At 63.6% G+C, this 23535-nt stretch carries 20 protein-coding genes and 1 pseudogene; 11 read left to right on the top strand and 10 right to left on the bottom strand.

What is annotated here, in order from left to right:
- Positions 1-5 precede the first annotated feature (5 nt).
- Positions 6-1286: an MFS transporter gene (locus tag ACV22V_RS17245; RefSeq protein ID WP_448014796.1), complete on the top strand. Its 1281-nt coding sequence runs from the start codon at positions 6-8 to the stop codon at positions 1284-1286.
- A 73-nt stretch (positions 1287-1359) separates the two neighbouring features.
- Here ACV22V_RS17245 and ACV22V_RS17240 read toward each other — a convergent pair whose 3' ends face one another.
- Entirely contained in the window at positions 1360-2001 is a 642-nt protein-coding gene (locus ACV22V_RS17240; protein WP_322039868.1) for a LysE family translocator, read from the bottom strand.
- Positions 2002-2072: 71 nt separating this feature from the next.
- Complete coding sequence (locus ACV22V_RS17235; RefSeq protein WP_059533405.1) at positions 2073-2942, bottom strand: NAD(P)-dependent oxidoreductase; 870 nt, start codon at positions 2940-2942, stop codon at positions 2073-2075.
- 117 nt (positions 2943-3059) lie between these two features.
- Between ACV22V_RS17235 and ACV22V_RS17230 the strand changes: the two genes are divergently transcribed.
- Positions 3060-3827: a Mut7-C RNAse domain-containing protein gene (locus ACV22V_RS17230; RefSeq protein WP_448014795.1), complete on the top strand. Its 768-nt coding sequence runs from the start codon at positions 3060-3062 to the stop codon at positions 3825-3827.
- A 78-nt stretch (positions 3828-3905) separates the two neighbouring features.
- Here the strand turns inward: ACV22V_RS17230 and ACV22V_RS17225 are convergent, their stop codons facing one another.
- Positions 3906-4145 carry a hypothetical protein gene (locus ACV22V_RS17225; protein ID WP_448014793.1) on the bottom strand — a complete coding sequence of 80 codons (240 nt, stop codon included), beginning with the start codon at positions 4143-4145 and terminating at the stop codon, positions 3906-3908.
- A gap of 367 nt (positions 4146-4512) precedes the next feature.
- On the opposite strand from ACV22V_RS17225, the gene ACV22V_RS17220 reads away from it, so the two are divergent.
- From ACV22V_RS17220 to ACV22V_RS17205, 4 genes are read left to right on the top strand one after another with little or no spacing between them, the layout of a single operon-like run.
- Positions 4513-5718 (top strand): efflux RND transporter periplasmic adaptor subunit, encoded by a 1206-nt coding sequence (locus ACV22V_RS17220; protein WP_059691558.1) that lies wholly within the window; start codon positions 4513-4515, stop codon positions 5716-5718.
- Positions 5719-5728: 10 nt separating this feature from the next.
- Entirely contained in the window at positions 5729-6427 is a 699-nt protein-coding gene (locus ACV22V_RS17215; protein ID WP_448014811.1) for an ABC transporter ATP-binding protein, read from the top strand.
- Positions 6428-6445: 18 nt separating this feature from the next.
- The gene (locus ACV22V_RS17210) at positions 6446-7600 is read left to right on the top strand and encodes an ABC transporter permease (protein WP_059533413.1); all 1155 of its coding nucleotides are present in this window, start codon (positions 6446-6448) and stop codon (positions 7598-7600) included.
- 4 nt (positions 7601-7604) lie between these two features.
- Positions 7605-8771 carry an ABC transporter permease gene (locus ACV22V_RS17205; RefSeq protein WP_059533414.1) on the top strand — a complete coding sequence of 389 codons (1167 nt, stop codon included), beginning with the start codon at positions 7605-7607 and terminating at the stop codon, positions 8769-8771.
- Between the two features lie 13 nt (positions 8772-8784).
- Here ACV22V_RS17205 and ACV22V_RS17200 read toward each other — a convergent pair whose 3' ends face one another.
- The 3 genes from ACV22V_RS17200 to ACV22V_RS17190 all read right to left on the bottom strand — a co-directional run bounded on the left by ACV22V_RS17200 (position 8785) and on the right by ACV22V_RS17190 (position 11624).
- A complete protein-coding gene (locus ACV22V_RS17200) occupies positions 8785-10122 on the bottom strand; it encodes a carotenoid oxygenase family protein (protein WP_448014791.1) in 1338 nt (445 codons plus the stop codon).
- A gap of 16 nt (positions 10123-10138) precedes the next feature.
- Positions 10139-10765, bottom strand: a complete 627-nt coding sequence (locus ACV22V_RS17195) for a DUF2239 family protein (protein WP_448014789.1) — start codon at positions 10763-10765, stop codon at positions 10139-10141.
- A 127-nt stretch (positions 10766-10892) separates the two neighbouring features.
- Positions 10893-11624 carry a glutathione S-transferase family protein gene (locus ACV22V_RS17190; RefSeq protein WP_059691556.1) on the bottom strand — a complete coding sequence of 244 codons (732 nt, stop codon included), beginning with the start codon at positions 11622-11624 and terminating at the stop codon, positions 10893-10895.
- A 38-nt stretch (positions 11625-11662) separates the two neighbouring features.
- On the opposite strand from ACV22V_RS17190, the gene ACV22V_RS17185 reads away from it, so the two are divergent.
- The 3 genes from ACV22V_RS17185 to ACV22V_RS17175 all read left to right on the top strand — a co-directional run bounded on the left by ACV22V_RS17185 (position 11663) and on the right by ACV22V_RS17175 (position 15675).
- Complete coding sequence (locus tag ACV22V_RS17185) at positions 11663-12637, top strand: LysR substrate-binding domain-containing protein (RefSeq protein ID WP_059691555.1); 975 nt, start codon at positions 11663-11665, stop codon at positions 12635-12637.
- Between the two features lie 237 nt (positions 12638-12874).
- Positions 12875-14215, top strand: a complete 1341-nt coding sequence (locus ACV22V_RS17180) for an MFS transporter (RefSeq protein ID WP_448014788.1) — start codon at positions 12875-12877, stop codon at positions 14213-14215.
- Between the two features lie 62 nt (positions 14216-14277).
- Positions 14278-15675 carry an enolase C-terminal domain-like protein gene (locus ACV22V_RS17175; RefSeq protein ID WP_448014787.1) on the top strand — a complete coding sequence of 466 codons (1398 nt, stop codon included), beginning with the start codon at positions 14278-14280 and terminating at the stop codon, positions 15673-15675.
- A 358-nt stretch (positions 15676-16033) separates the two neighbouring features.
- On the opposite strand, the gene ACV22V_RS17170 is transcribed toward ACV22V_RS17175, so the two are convergent.
- The 3 genes from ACV22V_RS17170 to ACV22V_RS17160 are packed head-to-tail and all read right to left on the bottom strand — an operon-like array spanning position 16034 to position 18513.
- Positions 16034-17245: a papain-like cysteine protease family protein gene (locus ACV22V_RS17170; RefSeq protein ID WP_448014785.1), complete on the bottom strand. Its 1212-nt coding sequence runs from the start codon at positions 17243-17245 to the stop codon at positions 16034-16036.
- 37 nt (positions 17246-17282) lie between these two features.
- Positions 17283-18293, bottom strand: coding sequence for a radical SAM protein (locus tag ACV22V_RS17165; protein ID WP_448014783.1), 1011 nt, complete (start codon positions 18291-18293; stop codon positions 17283-17285).
- Between the two features lie 31 nt (positions 18294-18324).
- The gene (locus ACV22V_RS17160; RefSeq protein ID WP_448014782.1) at positions 18325-18513 is read right to left on the bottom strand and encodes a hypothetical protein; all 189 of its coding nucleotides are present in this window, start codon (positions 18511-18513) and stop codon (positions 18325-18327) included.
- A gap of 418 nt (positions 18514-18931) precedes the next feature.
- Between ACV22V_RS17160 and ACV22V_RS17155 the strand changes: the two are divergent.
- A pseudogene (locus tag ACV22V_RS17155) lies at positions 18932-19156 on the top strand (ATP-binding protein); the annotation flags it as partial.
- 183 nt (positions 19157-19339) lie between these two features.
- Here the strand turns inward: ACV22V_RS17155 and ACV22V_RS17150 are convergent.
- The gene (locus ACV22V_RS17150) at positions 19340-20011 is read right to left on the bottom strand and encodes a hypothetical protein (protein WP_448014781.1); all 672 of its coding nucleotides are present in this window, start codon (positions 20009-20011) and stop codon (positions 19340-19342) included.
- A 392-nt stretch (positions 20012-20403) separates the two neighbouring features.
- Between ACV22V_RS17150 and ACV22V_RS17145 the strand changes: the two genes are divergently transcribed.
- The gene (locus tag ACV22V_RS17145; RefSeq protein ID WP_448014779.1) at positions 20404-22842 is read left to right on the top strand and encodes a hypothetical protein; all 2439 of its coding nucleotides are present in this window, start codon (positions 20404-20406) and stop codon (positions 22840-22842) included.
- Positions 22843-23535: the final 693 nt, after the last annotated feature.

Here is a 23535-nt window from a genome sequence, read left to right as displayed (position 1 = left end):
TTCCGATGAACTGCCCTGCCGATTCCTGCTCGCCCGCCGGCCACCCCGCGCGCGGCGCACCGCCGCCCGCACTCAGTGCGGGCATGACGCTCTTCTTCGCCGCGACGGTCGGCGTGATCGTGATGGACCTGTTCGCCGCGCAGCCGTTGACCGGCCCGATCAGCGCGGACCTGCGGCTGCCGTCCGGCCTCACGGGCCTCGTCGCGATGCTGCCGCAGCTCGGCTACGCAGCGGGCCTCGTGCTGCTGGTGCCGCTCGTCGACCTGCTCGAGAACCGCCGTCTGATCGTCGCGACGCTCGTCGCGTGCGCGGCCGCGCTCGCACTGCCGGCGTTCACGCGATCCGGCACCGTCTTCCTGCTCGCGACGCTGGCCGCGGGCGCCGCGTCGAGCGTGATCCAGATGCTGGTGCCGATGGCCGCGTCGATGGCGCCCGAAGCGCAGCGCGGGCGAGCGGTCGGCAACGTGATGAGCGGATTGATGCTCGGCATCCTGCTGTCGCGGCCACTCGCCAGCCTGATCGCGGGCACGGCCGGCTGGCGCGCGTTCTATGCGCTGGCCGCGCTCGCGAACGCGGGGATCGCGGCGGTGCTCGCCCTACGCTTGCCGCCGCGCGTGCCGCCGATGACGGCCGGCTATCGCGCGCTGCTCGCGTCGATGAGCCGCCTGCTGGCTGACGAACCCGTGCTGCGCCGACATGCGCTGTCGGCCGCGCTCGCGATGGCCGCGTTCAGCGCGTTCTGGACCGCCGTCGGGCTGCGGCTGGCGCAGCCGCCGTTCGGCCTCGACCTGCACGGAATCGCGCTGTTCGCGTTCGCCGGCGCGAGCGGTGCGATCGTCACGCCGCTGGCCGGCCGCGCCGGCGATCGCGGCCACGGCCCGGCCGCGCAGCGCATCGCGCACGTGACGATGCTCGCCGCGCTCACCGTGCTCGGCATCGCCGGCGCCGGCTGGTTCGGCTTCGATGCGTCGGCGCACCGCGGCCTCGCGCTGGCGCTGCTGGCCAGCGGCGCGGCGCTGCTCGACGCGGGCGTGATCGTCGACCAGACGATCGGCCGCCGCGAAATCAACCTGCTGAATCCGGCCGCGCGCGGACGTCTGAACGGGCTGTTCGTCGGGTTGTTCTTCGTCGGCGGGGCGCTCGGCGCGGCGCTCGCGGGCAGCGCATGGGCATGGGGCGGGTGGAGCGCCGTGTGCGGCGTCGGCTTCGCGTTCGCGGGAGCGGCCGCGGCATTCGGCTGGTCGGCCGGCCGCCGGGCCGGCGCCGCCGCGTGGCCGCGCGCGTGATGCGGGCCCGGACAGGAAAACACCCCGCCCTCTGACGAGGTGCGGGGCGTCCGGCGGAGCGCGCGGGCCGAATTCAGTGACGAACCAGCGCCATCATTGCGCCGAAGCCGACGAAGAGGCCGCCCGTCAGCCGGTTGAAGACCTTCGCGACGCTCTGGCTCTTCAGCGTCGCGCCGATGCGCGTGCCGAACGACGCGTAGACGAGATACCAGCTGACCTCGATCACCGCGAACGTGACGACGAGGATGCCGAACTGCGGCAGCGTCGGCTCGGATGCGTTGATGAACTGCGGCAGCAACGCGGCCGCGAACAGGATCGCCTTCGGGTTGCTGCCCGCGACCAGGAAACCATTGCGGAACAGCACCCAGCGCGATGCCGACGCGACCTGGCGCGACACGGTTTCGATATCGGAGGCGGGCTGCTCGTCGTCGACGCGCGCGCGCCACGCCTTCACGCCGAGATAGATCAGGTAGGCCGCGCCTGCAAAGCGCAACGTGTTGAACATCGCCGGCCATGCCTCGAGCACGGCGCCGAGGCCCGCCGCCGACACCGACAGCATCAGCACCAGCGCGGTGAGGCAGCCGGCCATCGTCCACGCCGAACGCCGCAGCCCGTGCCGCGCGCCGTGCGTCATCACGAGCAGCATGTTCGGACCCGGAATCGCCGACACGACGAACACCGTCGCCACGAAAAGCCACCACGTATGCAGGTTCATGCCCACCCCGATCGAAAGAGAAACGAAATGTCGATTATGCCGCGCGCGCGGCGTGTCTGTCCCGCGTCGGCTCAGCGGCCCGCGCGGCGCAGCGCGACTTCGCCGAGCACCGCGAAGTCCTGTTCGCCGCCGCCGTGCGCGAGCGCATCGAGCAGGCTGTCGCGCACGACGCTCGCCACCGGCAGCGGGACCGATACGGCGTCGCCGGCCTGCAGCGCGAGGCGCACGTCCTTCAGCCCGAGGCGCGCCTTGAAACGCGCGGGTTCGTAGCTGCGCTCGGCGATCATCCCGCCGTAGCCTTCGTAGACCGGCCCCGGAAACACGCTGTTCGTGATCACGTCGAGGAAGTCGCGCATCGCGACGCCGTGCGCGCCGAGCAGCGCGGACGCCTCGCCGAGCGTCTCGATCGCCGACGCGAGCGTGAAATTCGCCGCGATCTTCGCGACGTTCGCATGCTGCGGCAGCGAGCCGAAGCGCCAGGTCTTCTGGCCGATCGCGTCGAACAGCGGCTGCACGCGGTCGATTGCCTCGGCCGGGCCGCCGGCCATGATCGTCAGGCGCGCGGCGGCCGCGACGTCCGGGCGCCCCATCACGGGCGCGGCGACGTACGCGAGACCGCGCGACGCATGCGCGTGCGCGAGCGACTCGGCGAGCGCGACCGACACCGTGGCCATGTTCACGTGAATCAGGCCGCGCGGCGCCTGCGCGAGCAGTGCGTCGTCGAATACTTCGCGCGCCGCGGCATCGTCGGCGAGCATCGAGAACACGGCATCGCCGCGAAACGCGTCGGCCGGCGTCGCGACGATCTGCGCGCCGAGCGCGGCGAGCGGCTCGGCACGCTCGCGCGACCGGTTCCAGACCCGCACGGCATGCCCTGCCTTCAGCAAGTTCGTCGCGATCGCCTGCCCCATTTCGCCCAGCCCGATAAATCCGAGATCCATTTCCCGCTCCTTCGACTCGTGAAGCGTGGAGTTAAACACAGATGGCGGTGACCTGCAGCCCCGGCGACGGGCGACGGGCGGCGCGCGGCGCGCGGCGCGCGGTGCGATACTGCCCGGATGGCGACCGCGACCTTCCGCTTCCACGGCGAACTGAACGCGTTTCTCGCTCGCGCCCAGCGCGAGCGCGCGTTTGCGCACGCGTTTGCCCGCGACGCGACGGTCAAGCATGCGATCGAGGCGCTCGGCGTCCCGCATACGGAAATCGGCCGGCTCTGCGTGAACGGTGCACCGGCCGGCCTCGACCGGCCGCTCGGCGACGGCGACCGCGTCGACATCCATCCGGAGCGCGCGCAGCCGGCGGGCTCATCGCCGCTGCCGCAACCGGACCATTGGCGCTTCGTCGCCGACGCGCACCTCGGCGGCCTTGCGCAGCTGCTGCGCCTCGCCGGCTTCGACACCTGCTACGACAACCACTACCGCGACGACGAACTCGTCGCGCTCGCCTCGCGCGAAGGCCGGATCGTGCTGACCCGCGACCGCGAGCTGCTGAAGCGCCGCGCGGTCGCACGCGGCTGCTACCTGCACGCGCAGCAGCCCGACGCGCAGTTGCGCGAGCTGTTCGCGCGGCTCGACCTCGCGCCGCACATGCGGCCGTTCCGCCTGTGCCTGCGCTGCAACGCGCCGCTGCACGCGCTCGATGCGGCGGACGCCGCGCCGCGCGTGCCGGACGGCGTCCGGCAACGGCACCGGCGCTTCGCCGCGTGCGACGTGTGCCGGCGAGTGTTCTGGGAAGGGTCGCACTGGCGGCGCATGCGCGCGGTGGTCGACGCGATGCGCACGCCGCCGCCCGCTGCCCTCGACGTTCCGGACGTCGCGGACGCCTGAAAAAACAAAACCCCGCAGGCCGGAGCGTGCGGGGTTTCGCGACGGGCGGCTGGCAGGGCCAGCCCCGGCGAAGCGTGCTTAGTTCTGCGCGCCTGCGTCGTTCGTGCCGGCGGCCGAAGCGGCTGCGGCCTTCGCCTTGCCCTTGGCCGAACCGTGCCGCTTCAGCTGGTGCTTCGGCTTGCTGTGATCCTTCTTGGCCGGTGCCGATGCCGATGCCGCGGCCGACGTGTCGGCTGCCGGCGCCGACGCCTGTGCGAATGCCGAAACCGATGCGAGAGCGAATGCTGCGGTCATGATCGAAGCGAGCGTCTTCTTCATTGTTCTTCCTTTAGCGGAGAAAAAGTCAAACGTACCGGTAAGAGATGCGAGGCATCCGCATCGGAACATCAGTCGCGCCGGGCTGCCGGTCGCCGCCGGGCGGGTCGGCGCCTGCCTTTCCGCCTCGACGAATTCTGATGCACTGGCTCCATAACGCGTCGCCCGCGCGACGAGTTGACATGCGGCTTGCATCCTTCGGGTTTCCCCGTAGGCGCCGGTTTCGGGCCCGCGCGACGCGCCGCGGCACGTGCATCAATCGTCCGACAAACCGCCTCTCGCGCCCGCCGCGGCGACGCTATACTGGCCTCCTTCCGTCCCAACCGGACGCGGCCGGTCGCGAGACCGCCGCCGTCGCGAGGCGCCCAAATTGCCCGATCACAATCTGGACAAACTGAAAATCGACCGGCGTCCTGTCGCGACCGCGCCACGCCGGCGCCGGTGGGTCCGCTATGCGGTCGCCGCCGCGCTCGTCATCGTCGCGATCGTCGTCGCGCTGGCGCTCACCGGCCGCCCGACGGTCGACACGACCGCCGTCACATCCGCCTACCCGTACCAGAACGACACCCAGCTCAACGCGACCGGCTACGTCGTGCCGCAGCGCAAGGCCGCGGTCGCGTCGAAGGGCCAGGGGCGCGTCGAATGGCTCGGCGTGCTCGAAGGCACGCGCGTGAAGAAGGACGAGATCATCGCGCGGCTCGAAAGCCGCGACGTGCAGGCGTCGCTGGCGCAGGCACGCGCGCAGGCGCAGGTCTCACGCGCCAATCTCGGCGTCGCTCAGGCGGAGCTGAAGGACGCGCAGATCGCGCTGCGCCGCACCGCCGCGCTCGCGCCGAAGGGCGCGGTGCCGGCCGCGCAGCTCGACATCGACACGGCCCGCGTGAACAAGGCGCGCGCGTCGGTCAACAGCGACGAGGCCGCGATCGCGTCCGCCGAAGCCAATGCGCAGGCCGCGCAGGTCGCGGTCGATCAGACCGTGATCCGCGCGCCGTTCGACGGCATCGTGCTGGCAAAACACGCGAACGTCGGCGACAACATCACGCCGTTCTCGTCCGCGTCGGACAGCAAGGGCGCGGTCGTGACGATCGCCGACATGGACACGCTCGAGGTCGAGGCCGACGTCGCCGAATCGAACATCGCGAAGATCCGCGCGGAGCAGCCGTGCGAGATCCAGCTCGACGCGCTGCCCGACATGCGCTTCGCGGGCCGCGTGTCGCGCATCGTGCCGACCGTCGACCGCTCGAAGGCGACGGTGCTCGTGAAGGTGCGTTTCGTCGACCGCGACGAGCGCGTGCTGCCCGACATGAGCGCGAAGATCGCGTTCCTGTCGAAGCCCGCGTCGCCGCAGGACCGGCAGCCGGTGACGGCCGTGCAGGCGAGCGCGGTGGTCGAGCGCGATGGCCGGCCGGTCGTGTTCGTCGTGAAGGACGACACCGTGCATGCGGCGGCGGTGACCAAGGGCGCGCGGATCGGCGAACTCGTCGCGATCCGCGGCGTGAAGCCCGGCGACACGGTCGTGCTCGCGCCGGGCGCGAAGCTGAAGGACGGCGCGAAAGTGACCGTCGCCAAGAAGTAGCGTGGCGCGCGTGAACGACGCCGCGCCGCCGCTCGTCGAGATCAGCCACGTCGCGAAGTCGTACCGGCGCGGCAACCAGATCGTGCCGGTGCTGACCGACATCACGCTCGACATCGGCGAAGGCGACTTCGTCGCGCTGATGGGGCCGTCGGGTTCCGGCAAGAGCACGCTGCTCAATCTCGTCGCCGGCATCGACCGGCCCGACAGCGGCGAGCTGCGCGTGGGCGGCCTCGACATCTCGCGGCTCGAGGAAGCGCAACTGGCCGAATGGCGCGCGGCGAACGTCGGCTTCATCTTCCAGTTCTACAACCTGATGCCCGTGCTCACCGCGTTCGAGAACGTCGAGCTGCCGCTGATGCTCACGCACCTGTCGCGCCGCGAACGGCGCGAGCGCGTCGAGCTGGTGCTCGACATGGTGCATCTCGGCGACCGGGCGGCCCATTACCCGTCCGAGCTGTCGGGCGGCCAGCAGCAGCGCGTCGCGATCGCGCGCGCGTTGATCACCGATCCGGTGCTGATCGTCGCCGACGAGCCGACCGGCGACCTCGACCGCGCATCGGCCACCGACGTGCTCGCGATGCTGCAGCGGATGAACGCCGAGCTCGGCAAGACGATCATCATGGTGACCCACGACGCGCACGCGGCCGCCGCCGCGCGCTCGCTCGTGCATCTCGAAAAAGGGGAGCTGATCGATGGGCACGCCGTCTGACGGACGGGAGCGCGCACGATGTACGTGCTGAAGCTGATCGCGCGCAATGCGCTGCGGCACCGGCTGCGCACGCTGCTGACCGTGCTCGGGCTGACCATCGCGGTGCTGGCGTTCGGGCTGCTGCACACCGTCGTCGACGCGTGGTACGCGGGCGCGGCCGCCGCGTCCAGCGGCCGGCTCGTCACGCGCAACGCGATCTCGCTCGTGTTTCCGCTGCCGGTCAGCTACGAGAACCGGATCCGCGGCGTCGACGGCGTGACCGCCGTGGTCCGCTCGAACTGGTTCGGCGGCATTTACCGCGACCCGAAGAACTTCTTCGCGAGCTTCGCGGTGTCCGAAAACTACCTCGACCTGTATCCGGAATTCATCCTCCCGGCGCAGCAGCGCGCCGACTACGACCGCGACCGCCGCGGCTGCCTCGTCGGGCGCCAGCTCGCGACGCAGTTCGGCTTCAAGGTCGGCGACGTGATTCCGCTGAAAGGCACGATCTATCCGGGCACGTGGGACTTCGTCGTGCGCGGCATTCTCGACGGCCGCGACGACTCGACGATCACGCGCCAGCTGGTGTTTCACTGGGACTACCTGAACGAGACGGTGCGCAAGCGCACGCCGAAGCAGGCCGACCAGGTCGGCGTGTTCGTGCTCGGCGTCGCGAACCCGGACGACGGCGCCGCGATCGCGCGCAACGTCGACGCGGTGTTCAAGAACTCGCTCGCCGAAACGCTGACCGAGACCGAGCAGGCGTTCCAGCTCGGCTTCGTCGCAATGTCGAACCAGATCATCGCGGCGATCCGCGTCGTGTCGTATGTGGTGATCCTGATCATCATGGCCGTGATGGCGAACGCGATGGCGATGAGCGCGCGCGAACGCACCGCCGAATACGCGACGCTGAAGGCGCTCGGCTTCGGCCCCGGCTTCCTCGCGTTGATCGTGTTCGGCGAATCGGTCGTGATCGCGGTGGTCGGCGGCGGGCTCGCGATGCTCGCGACGCCGCCGGCCGCGAGCCTCTTCAAGCAGGCCGCGGGCGGCATCTTCCCGGTATTCAAGGTGTCGGCCGAGACGATGGTGCTGCAGGCCGCGTGCTCGGTCGCGGTCGGCCTCGCGGCCGCGCTCGTGCCGGCGTGGCAGGCGGCGCGCGTGCGCGTGGTCGAAGGCCTGCGGGCGATCGGATGAGCACATGGCGATTCCGCTGACCTACATCGCGCGCAACCTGTGGACCCGCCGGCTCACCACCGCGCTCACCGCGGGCGGGATGGCGCTCGTGATCTTCGTGTTCGCGACGGTGCAGATGCTCGACGCGGGGCTCACGCAGACGCTCGTGTCGACCGGCGAACCGGACAACGTCGTGGTGATCCGCAAGGGCGCGGAAACCGAGATCCAGAGCGCGATCGACCACCAGCAGGCCAACGCGCTCGAGATGCATCCGGCCGTGGCGCTCGGCCCCGATGGCCGGCCGCGGGTGTCGAAGGAAGCCGTCGTGCTGATCTCGCTCGTGAAGACGTCGAGCGGCAAACCGTCGAACGTCGTGATCCGCGGCGTGTCGCCGGCCGGCCTCGCGCTGCGCCCGCGCGTGAAGCTCGTGGCCGGCCGCGCGTTCGCGCCGGGCTCGTCGGAGATCGTCGTCGGCAGCGCGATCGCCAAAGGCTTCAGCGGCACGCAGCTCGGCGACAGCCTGCATTTCGCGCAGCGCGACTGGACCGTCGTCGGCATCTTCGACGCGGGCGGCAGCGGCTTCGATTCGGAGATCTGGGGCGACGTCGACCAGCTGATGCAGTCGTTCCGGCGCACCAGCTATTCGTCGATGGTGCTGCGCATCCCGAGCGCCGACGGCTTCGCGCGCTTCAAGGCCGACATCGACGTCGACCCGCGTCTGACGGATGAAGCGAAACGCGAGCAGACGTTTTACGGCGACCAGTCGAAGGCGCTGTCGACCTTCATCAACATCCTCGGCATCACGCTGTCGACGATCTTCTCGATCGCCGCGATGATCGGCGCGATGATCACGATGTATGCGTCGGTCGCGAACCGCACCGCCGAGATCGGCACGCTGCGCGCGCTCGGCTTCAAGCGCATGAACGTGCTCGCCGCGTTCCTGCTGGAGGCGCTGCTGCTCGGCTTCGTCGGCGGCGTCGCGGGGCTCGCGTGCGCATCGCTGATGGAGTTCGCGTCGTTCTCGACGACCAACTTCCAGACCTTCTCCGACCTGTCGTTCCGCTTCGTGCTGACGCCCGCGATCGTCGTGAAGACACTGCTGTTCTCGCTGGTGATGGGGCTCGTCGGCGGGTTCCTGCCGGCGATGCGCGCCGCGCGGCTGAACATCGTCGACGCGTTGCGCGCGCAGTGACGCGCGCGGCCGCTCACGCCCGACGCTCGCGCGGCACCCACGCGCCGTGGAACCCGGCCGGCACGCGACGCGGCAGGTGCACCGTCGCGACCGGCGCCGCGTCGATCGCGCGCGCATCGAGGATCACGACGTCGCTCGTATCCGTCGCCGCGCGGTAGACCACCACCAGCAGCCAGCCGTCGTCCTCGTCGGCGCCGCCCGGGCGCGGCACGAACACCGGCTCGCCGTTCTGGTCGCCGGCCGGCACCGCGTAACGCGTCGTCGTGCCGCGCACGTGGTCGAAGCGCATCACGCCGCGCATTTCGGCATTGTTCGGCTGCTCGGCCGCATACAGATAACGGTAGCGGCGCCCCGTCCGGCTTTCGTTGATGCGCGGCAGCTCGATGCCGCCGTCGGCGAGCGGCCCCTCGTCGATCAGCCCGTTCGCCGTATCGATCACGTAACGCCACAGCTCGCCGACCGGGTTGTCGGCGAAGCGGCCCGTGCGCGCGTCGAGCCGCAGGAACCACGGATAGCGCACCGCATCGAGCACGATGCACGACGCATCGCAGTCGTACGCGTTCACGACGTGCTGGATGAAGCACGGCTCGATGCCGAACCAGCGCACGTCGCCGCCGTGGCGTGGCATCACGCCGATCCGCGCATCGCGGTCGTCGTGCCAGCGCAGCGGCATCCGGTGCCCCTGCTTCAGCATCGCGAAGTCGTAGCCGACGTTCAGGTCGAGCAGCAGGCTGCGGGTTTCGGTGATCGCGAGGTCGTGCATCATCGACGGCGCGCGCACGTCGACGGTGAGATCGACGCGCTGCACGCCCTGCGCGTCGGCAACGCCATAGCGCAGCCACGGCGCGCGCCAGTCCGCGCGAAACAGGATCAGTTCGCCCGTCACCGGATCGACCTTCGGATGCGCGGTCATCGCGCCGCCGAACGCCGCGTGCCGCGCGGGCGCACCGAGCGTGTCGAGCGCGGCCGTGATCGCGAGCGGCGCGCCGCCTTCCGCCAGCGCGAGCAATTCGCCGGCGTGCTGCAGCACGTTCACGTTCGGATTCGTGTCGGGCAGGTGCGGCGCCTGCTCCGGCGCGTGCACGTCGGCCCAGCGGCGCGTGCGCGCCCAGCGGTTCCGGTAGCCGGCCGCGCGACCGCGTTCGAATGCGATCGCGTGCAGCATCGCCGCTTCCGGCCACCACGACAGCACGTCGTTGCCCTCGAAACGGCCGCCCGGCGGATTCGGGCCGTTGCGCAGCAGCGTGCCGTCGAGTTCGGGCGGGATCGTGCCGGTCACGCGAAGATCGACGAGGTCGACTTCGTCGGCGACCGGCGCGATCGCGCCGCGGTTCAGATCGAATGTCGTCATCGCGTCGTGTGCTCCGTCAGCAGTCTTCGGTCGACGGCGGCAGATCGCCGCGCGCCAGCGCGAGCGCATGGCCGCGCACGTCGTCGGGCCAGCCGGCGATCAGCTCGGCCATCCGCTCGAGGTCGTTCGCATACAGCGCACGCGCGGCCTCCTCGAATCCGGGCAGGTCGCCCGCGATCGCGGACATGAAGTGGTACGCGCGCGCCTGCGCGTCGCGGCGCCGGTCGGCCGCCGCGTGCGTGCGCCGTGCGTCCTCGACCAGCTTGCGCAGCGCGACGGACGCGCCGCCCGGCTGCGCGGCGAGCCAGTCCCAGTGACGCGGCAGCAACGTGACCTCGCGCGACACGACGCCGAGCTTCGGACGGCCGCGGCCGCGTTGTTCGGCCGCGCCGGCCGGCTCGCCGGCGGGCGCGGACGCCTCGCCCGGCGCGGGCGCGTAACGCGCGCGAATATCGTCCGCCGTGCCGCGCAGGTCGAGGTCGATCGAGCGGCCGGTCGCGTCGTCGAAGATCACGATCGTGCCGGACATCGCGTCGCCGGCCGCCTGCCGGACCGCCACCGCCACCGTCGCGAGCGGGCCCGACGCGACGCGCCGGTGGCCGTCGAACGCCGTGTAGGAAGGGAGAAGTGTGGAGAGCGTCATCGTGGTCGCCCGTGGGCAGAAATCGGAATGACGCTATTTTTATCCGGGTATAAATTGAATGTCAATATCACCCGGGTAAAAATTTGCCGACGTCGTGTGCGCGTCGAGTGAGCGCGCTGTCCCGTCTTCAGGGCGTCGCGGCCGACATCGCGGTCACGCGCGCGCTGGCGAGCGCATCGTCGAGCGACACATGCCCCTCGAACGCCGACGACGCCGGTAGTGGCCGGTTTTCCTCGATCGCGTGAGCGAACTGCACGCCGGCGTCATCGGCAAGCCGTGCGCGCAGCGCGGCGACACGCGGAAACGCGTCCTGCTCGAACACGGCGTGATAGTCCGCCCAGCGGGCGATTCCAGCGAAATACGCGTCGGCCAGCGTGCGTTGCGCGCCGAGCAGCCACGGACCGTCACGGCGCTCGAGCAGTGCCTCGAGGTGACGGTGTGCCTTCAGCACCTTGCCGCGACCATATGCCTGCAGCACGGTTTTCTCGGCGCCTTCGGCGCCGTGTTCGTACACGTACCAGAGCGCGCCGAACGCGCTGAAGAACGTCGTGTTCAACCACGCGAGCATGCGGTTCAGACGGTCGAAATCCGCGCTGCCCTGGCGGAACGCGAGGCCGCTGTCGAGTGCCTGTGCGCCGACATGGCCGAGGATCGCGACGCTTTCGGTCAGCACGTCGCCGTTCGCGGTCACGAACGCCGGCGTCTCGGCGGCGGGGTTCAGCGCGAGGAAGGCGTCGCTCGTCACGAGGCCCGGCATCGTGATGCGCGACAGCCGGTAAGGCCGGCCAGCCCATTCGAGCGCGACGATCGAGCCGAACGAGCAGCCGGCGGGAATGCCGTAGAGAAGGATCGGAGACATGGGGATTTCGCAGAAGTTGATCGAGCAATCATGCTCCCATGACGAACGATCGCGCAGTAGCCGCTAGAATCGAAACCCGTCGTTTCTCCTGGTGGACGCTGACAGTGAATCTGAACGATCTCTACCTCTTCGTACAGGCGGTCGACGCGGGCAGCATGTCGGCGGCCGCACGTCGGCTCGACCTGCCGAAATCGACGGTCAGCAAGCGTGTGGCCGAGCTCGAGCGCACGCTCGGCGCGCGGCTCGTGCATCGCACGTCGCGCAGCTTCCGGCTGACGCCGGTCGGCGCCGAATTCTTCGAGCATGCGCGCGCGGCGGTGATCGAGGCCGAAAGCGCGCGCGACGCCGTGCTGCGGCAGGCGGCCGAACCGGCCGGCGTCGTGCGGATCACGAGTTCGGTGCCGGTGGCGCAGCACATCCTCGCGCCGTGCCTGCCGGCACTGGCGATCGCGCACCCGAAGCTGCTGCTGCAGATTCATGCGAGCGACCGGCTCGTCGACATCGCGCAGGAAGGCTTCGACATCGCGGTCCGCAGCCATTTCGCGCCGCTCCCCGATTCCGCACTCGTGCAACGGCCGCTGGCCACGTCGCCGATCGTCGCCGTTGCGTCGCCGGCATATCTCGCGCGTGCCGGCACGCCGGACGCGCCGGCCGACCTCGCCCGGCACGACGGGCTTCATCCCGGTCCTCAGCCATGGCGGCTGCAGCGCGCCGGCGACACCGTCGACGTCGCGCCGCGCATCCGGATGCAGGCGGACGAGTCGACGCTGCTGCTACAGGCCGCGACGGCCGGCCTCGGGGTCGCATGCCTGCCCGACTGGATCGCGGGCGCCGCGCTCGCGTCGGGCGCGCTCGTGCGCGTGCTGCCCGGCTGGCGGGCCGGCACCGTCACGACCACACTGCTGATGCCGCACCGGCGCGGCCAGTTGCCCGGCGTGCGCGCCGCGGTCGAGTTTCTCGCAAAACACGTCGCGGCTCACCACGGCGCCGCCCCGGACGACGCGCACGCGTGAACGGACCTTCCGGCGAAGCGCGCCCACAATTCGCGTCCGCCTCCAATCGATCCAATTCCTGAATCGATCAAGTCAGCAATTGGCATGAAAGCGTGATTTTCGCCATGCCAGAATGACCTGGACGCCCGCCTCCGCGCATCGGCGTCCGGCCTCCGGCCGGCAAGATGACCACGAAAAAACGCGCGCACCGACGCGCAGCCGCTCGACGGCACCTTCCGCCCTTCGGAGGAGACAGTCATGAATCCGCTTCACGCATTGCCGGCGTCCGCGTCGGCAACGGCCCGGCGCACGCGCGTGCGCTGGCTCGTGCTGACCGTGCTGTTCGCGGTCACGACGATCAACTACGCGGATCGTGCGGCGATCGCGATCGCGGGCCCGGCGCTGGCCCGCGCGATGCATCTGAGCCATGTGCAGATGGGCTTCATCTTCTCGGCGTTCGGCTGGTCGTACGTGATCGCGCAACTGCCGGGCGGCTGGCTGCTCGACCGCTTCGGGTCGCGCATCGTCTATGCGTTCAGCATCTTCTTCTGGTCGCTGTTCACGCTGCTTCAGGGCGGCATCGGCTTCGTCGGCGGCGCGGCCGCGTTCGCGCTGCTGTTCGGATTGCGCTTCCTGGTCGGCGCGGCCGAGGCGCCGTCGTTCCCGGCCAACAGCCGAATCGTGTCCACGTGGTTTCCGGCCGCGGAGCGCGGCACCGCGTCGGCGATCTTCAACGCCGCGCAATACGCGGCGACCGTCGTATTCGCGCCGCTGATGGGCTGGCTCGTGCACGCGTACGGCTGGCAGTCGGTGTTCGCCGTGATGGGCGTGCTCGGCTTCGCGTTCGTGCTGGTCTGGAACCGCACGATGTACGACCCGAAGGCGCACCCGCGCATCAACGGCGCGGAGCTCGACTACCTCGCCGAAGGCGGTGCGCTCGTCAACATCGACCAGGCAACCGGCGCGCACGACGGCGGCCCGTCGATGCGTCACGTGAAGGCGCTGCTGAGGAACCGGATGCTCGTCGGCGTGTACGTCGCGCAGTATTGCATCAACGCCCTCACCTACTTCTTCATCACGTGGTTTCCCGTCTATCTCGTGCAGGCGCGCGGGATGTCGATCCTCAACGCGGGGCTCGTCGCGTCGATCCCGGCCGTGTGCGGGTTCCTCGGCGGGATTCTCGGCGGCATCGTGTCCGACGCGCTGCTCAAGCAGGGCCAGTCGCTGTCGGTCGCGCGCAAGGTGCCGATCGTGATCGGCATGCTGCTGTCGATGTCGATGATCGTCTGCAACTACACCGATTCGCACGTGCTCGTCGTGCTGTTCATGGCGCTGTCGTTCTTCGGCAAGGGGCTCGGCGCGCTCGGCTGGGCCGTCAACGCCGACACCGCGCCGCGCCAGATCGCCGGCCTGAGCGGCGCGCTGCTCAACACGTGCGGCAATCTTTCCAGCATCACGACGCCGATCGCGATCGGCTACATCGTCGACCGCAGCGGCTCGTTCAACGGCGCGCTGGTGTACGTCGTCGCGCACGCGCTCGTCGCCGTGATCTGCTACCTGTTCGTCGTCGGCGAAATTCGTCGCGTCGAGCTGAACTGAACGGCGCGGGCCGCGCCGGCGCGTCCGGCGGCCCGCGCATGACCGGAACCAGGAGCGAACCGATGTCCGAATCCCGCCGTGCCGGCACCCCGCGCGTCACGCGCATGCAGGTGATCCCCGTCGCCGGCCGCGACAGCATGCTGCTGAACCTGTGCGGCGCGCACGCGCCGTATTTCACGCGCAACCTCGTGATCCTCGACGACAGCAGCGGCCATACGGGCGTCGGCGAAGTGCCCGGCGGCGAAGGCATCCGCCAGGCGCTCGAACGGATGACCGATCTCGTGGTCGGCCAGTCGATCGGGCGTTACCAGGCGACGCTCAATGCGGTGCGCGCGGCGTTGTCCGGCACCGGCGCGGCGGCAGGACGCACGATCCGGCACGAGGTGACGTCGGCCGGCGAGGCGGCCGTGCTGCGCCAGCCGCACGAGATCAACCTGCGGTTCGACAACGTGATCACCGCGATCGAAGCCGCGCTGCTGGACCTGCTCGGCCAGCATCTCGACGTGCCCGTCGCGGCGCTGCTCGGCGAAGGCCAGCAGCGCGACGCGGTGCCGATGCTCGCGTACCTGTTCTACATCGGCGAGCGGCGCCGCACCGACCTGCCGTATCGCGACGAGACGCACGCGGCCGACCCGTGGTTCCGGCTGCGCAACGAAGCCGCGCTCACGCCGGCCGCGATTGCGCGGCAGGCCGAGGCCGCGGTCGAGCGCTACGGCTTCGTCGATTTCAAGCTGAAGGGCGGCGTGATGGCCGGCGCGGACGAGATGGAAGCGATCGCGGCGATCAAGGCGCGCTTTCCCGACGCGCGCGCGACGCTCGACCCGAACGGCGCGTGGTCGCTCGACGAAGCCGTCGCGCTGTGCCGCGGGCAAGGTCATCTGCTCGCGTACGCGGAGGACCCGTGCGGGCCGGAAGCCGGCTACTCGGGCCGCGAGGTGATGGCCGAATTCCGCCGCGCGACCGGCATCCCGACCGCGACCAACATGATCGCGACGGACTGGCGGCAGATGGATCACGCGGTGCGGCTGCAGGCGGTCGACATTCCGCTCGCCGATCCGCACTTCTGGACGATGCAGGGTTCGGTGCGGCTCGCGCAACTGTGCCGCGACTGGGGGCTCACGTGGGGTTCGCACTCGAACAATCACTTCGACGTGTCGCTGGCGATGTTCACGCACGCGGCCGCGGCGGCGCCCGGCACGATCACCGCGATCGACACGCACTGGATCTGGCAGGAAGGCGACGCGCGGCTCACGCGCGAGCCGCTCGAGATCGTCGGCGGCCAGGTGGCCGTGCCCGAGCGCCCTGGGCTCGGGATCGAACTCGACATGGCGCAGGTCGAGGCGGCTCATGCGCTGTACGGACAAGTCGGCGGCACGGCGCGCGACGATGCGATGGCGATGCGGTATCTGGTGCCGGGGTGGACGTACGATCCGAAGCGGCCGAGTTTCGGGCGCGGATGACGGCGGCGGAGCGGACACACGAAAAACAAAAAGGGCTCGGTCTGGCTGAGACAGTGGCGCGTTTCACCTACGCTCATGAGCGGGAACATCGTGACACTAATCGATGGAGTCGGCACACCGGCGAGCATGTTGTGCTTGCGATTCAGGAAAGTAGGGGCTAGACATCTTGTATGGACCTGCTGTTGCCCCACATCAGTGTCTGGATCGACTGGCGTCCAGAATGGGCGCGCGCAGGAATTGGACAATGCTTCGTCGCGCAACCGAGCGATCGAGCACATAACAGGAAATAAGATAGTGCGAAATCGCACGATTGGAAAAATCTCAAGTAAAACCTGATGGCAAAATTCTAATTTGCCGTCTAATATTGTTGATTTCGTCGGCGCAGGCTTATAAAATCCACCCAAGTCGTCATTAAAATGTTTTCCCAGTACAGTGCGCCGGACCCGACCGGATATGGGTCGGCAATGAGCGCTCCCACCTCGCGGCTCTGTACCGCGCCGGAAACTGGATCAATAATTGTGTTGTGCCGAATGCCATATGCCACACGCGCATGCCCCTGGATCGCGCATTTTACAGGCAAGCATAAATCCAACAGAACTGTCAGCTTATCAAGCGACGGTGACATCTCGAGATCAACATCAAATTCGTTTCCAAACAAACTTTTATATTCAGCAACCTGCTGAATCGGTGTTGTTCCCGCTTGCTCCTGACTCACATGCATCGCGGCTGCGACAGCCTGCTGATCGATTTTCTTCCTATACACATATTCATAGATCATTTGGCACGAAGCGGCAGCGCAATTAATGGGTCCGCTTTGCGCTTCTAAGGTAATAGGAACATAACTTTCCGAAACTTGCATTCTCTGTTGGTCCATCGCATCCTGGACGTTATTGATGATTTCCCCGTCATTGTTTGAGCTGGTGTCAAACAATATGACATCCATCGTCCTCCCGCGCACTTGCAACTGAGTCAACTTGGACAAAGGCGCTTTTGAGATACCGCACATTCCTGCGATGAAATTGTTTTCGACGGTCCAACGCTGCTCCCCGGCGGGGCCGGCTTGCGGCAGAGTTGCACGCAAGGACCATGTGATCAAACCTTGAACGTCGCTCACGGACACCAAATCCCGAATTTGAATTTCCTGGAAATCAAAGGCGTCGTAAAGAGCAACCGATGCACCGACGACAATAAATCCTATTTTTGGGAAGGAGTACACCACTGGAAACAACTTGTCGGCGTCGAGGCCCAAAGTGGCAGCGAGTTTCGCGCGGTTCCCAGAGAGCGACGGCAGCCCTTCCTTGATCCGAATAAACGCCAAGGACGTGCCAATCGAATTGTCAGCATATATCCCAATGAAACCGCATGGTGTTCCCCTCTGTTCGACTTCGAAAGTATAGAGGAGCAAATCAGAAGGCTGCCCGTTCTTTATATCAAATATCAACAAGGGCGCCAGCGCCAAGCTGGCCCGCCCGATCCATCGGAATGGCTGGGCGCCGTAGTTTCCTGACACTTTGCTCGCAAGATGATAAAGCGCCTGGATCCGCGCAGTCTGAGCATCAATGATAGCCATTAGCTACTCCCGCTACCTGGTTTTTTGCTTGCAAGAATTAATAGATACCCTTGGAAAGCAAGGCAACACATAGTTGTGCCGGAACATGAAAACCCAAATGGCTGCAGCCGCCGTAGCATTGGGCCTGGTCACGATAAACGCATGTATTGCATGGTAACGAACTCGGCGCGCGCATAGTTTCTCGCAATACACGACCTTGCTTTTTAATTTCTATGACCGAGTAATTCTCTGCGGAGTTGGCTTGTGGGGTTTGGTCAACGTAGCACGCAGTCAAGTGACCGTCCTTTGAAACCATCAGCTGATCCACACCAGCGCCACAAGCGCTTGACACTTTAACTATATCGTTCGCATACTTCCATCGAATATATTCTTTTAGCCTAAATGAACCGCCAAGCACCATCACCTCGATGTTCTCCCCCGTCGAGTGGTACGCAACGTCTTCGATGAAGGATATTTGCTCGATGGGGCTCACAAGCAATTCTGGATACGACAACATGCCACCGATAGGCTTCGCAATATTCACTACTAGACCGTTCAGCGATCTTGAAACACAGAATTCTATTAGTTGTTTTGCATATGGCAGGGACCGCGATGTCAAAGTGTGCGCGACGAATATTTTTGGCGTGGTTCCTCGTCGAACATTGTTGATCCTTTCAATAAATTGACATGCCCGCTGCAGTGACCCCGTTCCGCGAATAAAATCGTTAGCCGACGAAACAGGAGCGTCAACACTAACAAAAAGGTGGTCCACGTAGCGGCTTATCGCCTCGCAAATTCTTAACCCAGCAATCGTTCCGTTGGTCGTCACATCGATTGCGAGGCCCAGCGCGTTTGCATACTCCACGATTTCGCAAAAATCGCTGCTCAGCAAAGGCTCTCCACCCAACAGATGTAATGTTGCCCCAGGGTAATCCTGCGCCATTCGATCTAGGATCAGCTTCTTTTCTTTGAAGGGGAGCCCCGTGTCTTTGGAAGTAAGTGAGTCGAGTGTATAGCAATGCTTGCAACGCAAGTTGCAGAATTGCGTTACCTCCCAAGCGATTCGCATGAGGATCTCCCCGTTTCAACGAAGACGGACCTTAATTGCAAACTACGTTTATATCACCGATGCCTTGTCCGCCTTGCTGCCTAGGTCGTCCAAATACATAGACGACGATGTCCAACTGAACGCCACCAGGGAGCGTCGCAGGGATCGTCACAGTGTCGGTGTTCGCATCTCTAGCCTTTTTCAAGAGATCGGGCAGATCAATACCTACGGTTTGAGCCATGACCCACTCCTTTTCGTATGTTTGCACACGGTTAATTTTTTAGCGGACACTTAAGGTGCTTAATGTGCTCAAGTGCCAAAATTTAGGATAGCAAATACCTACGAAACTGCTAGCCAATGGGCGTTTACACCGATGCGCTCTCGTCCAGAACTTGAAAACCGTCGCAACCGAGGACGTCACACAGGGCTAATTTTTGACCTTGTGCGAGATATCGCAGAGACCGCAGATGACCGGCGTCGTAGCATGGCCTATTCGATTTTGCATCGTTGTGTCGGGCGCTCTCGATCCGATTATCGCTTGTGAGGTCAAGGTAGCCAGAAGGTTTGATCCGGCCGCTTCTTGGGTCGAACCGACACTTGAGTGTCCAAGCGCTGGAGCCTTCCAATGTCGCGTATTGGCCGTAATCAGGCTCCCTCGTGTTGCCATTACAACGAATCTCGACTTCACCGAATGGTCCAGTGTGTTCGGCGACGCGAAGATGACCACGGCGTTGCTGGATCGGCTGACGCACCACTGCCACATCGTGGAGACCGGCAACGAAAGCTATCGCTTCCGGCATAGCAGCGCCAGTGCAAAGAAACGCATCCGGTCGCGTGAAGCGGCGCGCAAGGGCGAGCCCGCCGGCGCCTCCGAATCCACCTGATGTCGTTCGCCGGCGCGGGGGAAGCTGCTACGGGCTACGCCCTTCGCAGCTTCCCCCGCGCAACTCACCTTCATACGAAGGAGGACAACAACTCCGGAAACCCATACACTTGTCCGCAACCGGTCCAGCTTCAGGCCGGTCTCCACCCCGGCTCAAAATTCAATCGGCGCGGTGGCTCAAAATTCAGTCGGCGTGGACACGCTCCATGTCTTTACGCAACTCATCCTCACATGTATTCGTAAGCTGGCATTTGTTGACCGGAACCCACGGACCATCTGGCATTTTCTTGTCTAGCCAGTACAAAGATGCAATTCCCGCATAATAGCTCCCTGTCACCCCCGAAAACGCGATCTGTTCGCCATCCTTCGGAATCCCATCGTATACCGTTACGGCAGCTCCACTTTCAGGAGTGAGCGTGACCACCGTTCTGCCAGATGCTCGACATGAAATGCCGACAATTGCATTGGTATACGAATCTCGTTCCCTATCACCATATGCTTTCTCGATGGAAACGCCGTCCGGGCGCTTGCAGTGCTCGGGCGAGAGGGTAACACTCACGCTTTCGGCCGACCTTCCCTTGTCAACGTTAGGGGGTATGAAAAACGTCAAACTAACTCCAATAAGTTTGTCGTCGGCCATCGGGGATATGCGGTCTTGAGTCCATGCCCATGCGTTAGCCAAGCCGGGCTTGATGAAACTAGTTAGTGCGTCATTGTATGTAGCAGCCAAAACACCGCCAGTTGAAGCCACAACGGCAACCACAGCTTTGCTCGACATATCCTTCCACCATGCACGTTTGGGCTGAATCTCGATTGCCGGATCTTCATGGCTAACGCCCTTTTTTCTTCGAGTCATAGAGTTCACTCCCCAGCTGAAATCACGCCAACGATCACCATCCGCGCCGGCGGCCGATCAACGACCTGATAGCGCTTTCGCAGAAGTTCGCGCCACTCGTCTGCTTCGACGATCCCGCCCCCAACCTCACGAGATGAGGTACGGTGCACACGGACCGCCATCTTACCGGCTCAATACATGCTCGGTTCGCGCCACGGCGATCACGAGTCCGAGCACCTTTGCTGCAAATCGCGTCGTGTTTGCTTCCCGAGCCCCGGCCCACAATTTTATGCAGGACTATGGACGTCATATCCATCTGTCTACCCCATGCACCCCACTCAGAGATAGAATGCCTTGAATTACTCCGCTGCGCATCAGCGGACAGCGGCTTCCACTAACGACCGGGGTTGAAGTTGAAAGCGCATCAAATTGCAGAACGGCTAGCTAGTGAAAATAAAGGCAGGTCACTCAACGAGGCTGACACACGTCACCAAGTGATCGATCGAATACTGCATGAGATACTAGGGTGGCCTCGAAATCGAGTATCTTGCGAAGAGTACATCGCACCCGGATTTGCAGATTACGTATTAAGACGATCAAACGACGAGGCGTTACTTTTTATCGAAGCAAAGCGAGAGGGGATTTATTTCAATCTCCCGAAGGCCATCACCGGAAAGAGTCGCGGCTCGTACATAACAGTAAAAACCCTGCTTACAGACGATGCAATTAAGGCCGCAGTTCAACAAGTCCGAACCTATTGCTTAGAAATCGGCTGCGACGTTGGCGCAATTACCAATGGTCACGAGTGGATTTTCTTCAAAACGTTTCAAAGAAAAAAAGACTGGAAAGAGCTAAAGGCTTTTGTCATCGCAGGAATAGAGTATTTCTCAGAATCGTTCGTTGAAGCACATAACAATTTCGAATACACTGCAATCACCGATAGAGGATCGCTGCGACAATTGTTGCTGGATGATGCCGTCTTCCATCGAGAGCTATTTTATCCAAAACAATCGATAAGCAGCTTCGATGCCCCGGTGGATGCTAATCGCTATGCGGCAAGCCTTAGACCAATTGCGGATCGCTATTTTGGGGTAATCAATGCAGACGACGCAGACTTTATGGATCGGTGCTATGTAAGCGACCGCGATTATGATGCGTCATTCAAAAATGCCAGAAAGCGACTCGAAGATGCTGTAACTCCGTATCTTGAACAATATAATGTTCAGGAGTTCTCTGATACTGAAGGGGGCGGGAAGTTCGGTCATCGATTGGCAAAAGGCATCACGACGGCCCATGCGTCCGATGTGGTTGTTCTTTTCGGCGGAAAGGGGGTCGGAAAATCGACTTTTCTCAAGAAATTGCTCTTCCATAAGCCGCCACAGATTCTGAAAACAAATGCGGCAGTCGTGATGGTAGATCTCCTACCGGTCCCACCTGATCAAGTAGTCATCCGCTCGCATATTTGGAATGAGATCGTTTCCGGAATCGATAGATCTAACGTCCTGCAGGGTAACCGAGACAGTTTGTGCGCTCTTTTTAGCGATCGCTTCGAGAAGGCGAACCGCCAAGACCTTTTTGGCCTGAATTCGAATTCTTCCGAGTACAACGTCTCGTTAAACAATCTTGTTAGCAACTGGAAAAACGACACAGTATACGTCGCCGAGCGACTCGCGAACGAACTTCGCCGCGGCAACAAAGCCCCGATTATCGTCATTGATAACACCGATCAGTACAGCGAGGACCTTCAGGAAATTTGCTTTTCAATTGCTCAAGAAATTTCGCAAAAACTTGCATGTCTAGTTGTAATATCGATGCGTGAAGAGAGATTTTATGCATCGTCCATTCATGGAGTTCTCGATGCGTACCAAAACTCTGGATTCCATATCAGCGCACCGAGCCCCAAGGAGGTTTTTCTTAAACGAACAGCATATGTTTTAATGCTACTTACTTCTGACAGACCTGAAGTTATTTCCGCACTTCCGTCGCGAGTCGACATTGAGACTGGCTCTAATCTTTTCAGGATTTTTGAACGTGAATTTAGGTCACGTCAATCTCATCTGTCGAATTTTCTGACCGCTTGCAGCCATGGCAATATCCGACTTGCACTGGAACTATTTCGCGGGTTCGTAGTTTCCGGATATACAAATGTCGGCGAAATGGCTCAAATTGGCAGATGGAAAATTCAAATGCACCAAGTTTTGAAGCCGTTCATGATTCCAAATCGCTTCTTCTATAGCGAGCAACTTAGTCGAATCCCGAATGTTTTCCAAATTAGGTCCAAGGCTCATGGGTCGCATTTCACCGCACTGCGGATTCTTCTCGAGCTGCACAAAGGACACGATCGCAAGGCGCCCACCTTTAAACCGGTCGCTCAACTTAAGGCCGAGTTTGTAGAGACATTCGGCATGGCCGAAGACTTCGATCTTAACGCGGACATGCTTTTAAAGTACGGGCTCATTGAGGCCAACAATCGGCTAGATATTTTTGACGCGCGAGTGGATAGTATCAAGCTAACACCATATGGGGAATTTGTTCTAAATGATCTCTCGCTTGCATTCACCTATCTTGAGCTTGTTTGCGTAGACTGCGCCATTTCCGACTACGAAAAATCGAATTCTATTGCCCAGCTTTCTATCGATGAATATAGAATGCATGTGGAGAGAAAACGCCTTGCTCGCGTGGAGCTTCGTGTCAAGAAAACAGATGCCTTCATTCAGTATCTCGAGCAAGAAGAGGCCAGAGAGATTGAATTATTTAATACTCACGATCAAGCAACGATTACTAGCGGACTACGTACAGTCTTTAATACTGAACGTGAGCGCATTTTAAACAGCGCACAAAAAAACTCTTGATCTGCATAATCTCCAAAGCGATGGCCGCCCGCGCCTGCAGAGGGCTGTCACCGAAGATTTGTCTATCCGCGAACAAAAACGGATAACCGGCGAACGGCGAAAAACTGCTGTGGCCGTAGCTAAGGGGGCAGCGTCCGAATTGGGCTGCGGATTCAAGCCGTCGATGCAACACGATCGAAGGCTCATGAGCTCGACATCGCGGAGGGAGTCACAGACGCTGCTAACAGGGTGATGGTCGAAAAATGTGGCATAGCTATCGGCGTCGTGGCTAGGCAATGTACCGATATTCGGTCCTCCGACCTATCCGACAGGTGTGCCCCCCCTGCAGGTTGCCAGGGAACCTATCGGCACCGAATACATATGAACTTCTCCGTGAACCTTCCCTAAATGTCCTATCCTTCTATCGGCAATTACGCCATACCGGCGGCGATGGAGGTAAAAAATGCCTACTTATCTGAATCTAAATGGAGACTCTGGAATTTCATCATACGAAATGGGGCCGAACTTCATCAATGTGACGTTTACGCAGGGGACGTTTCGAACGTACTCATACACCCATGCTAGGCCCGGCGCCGTACACGTCGAGACAATGAAGAGACTGGCAGTTCAAGGCTATGGGCTCAACTCGTACATCAACAGCAATCCAGCCGTGAGAAACGGTTACGCGTCTAGGGTCTAGGGGGAAAAGCGCCG

The sequence above is a fragment of the Burkholderia sp. AW33-5 genome (assembly GCF_053427615.1).
Note: the sequence above shows the minus strand (reverse complement) of the source record. Positions and strands in the feature narration are given on the sequence as shown.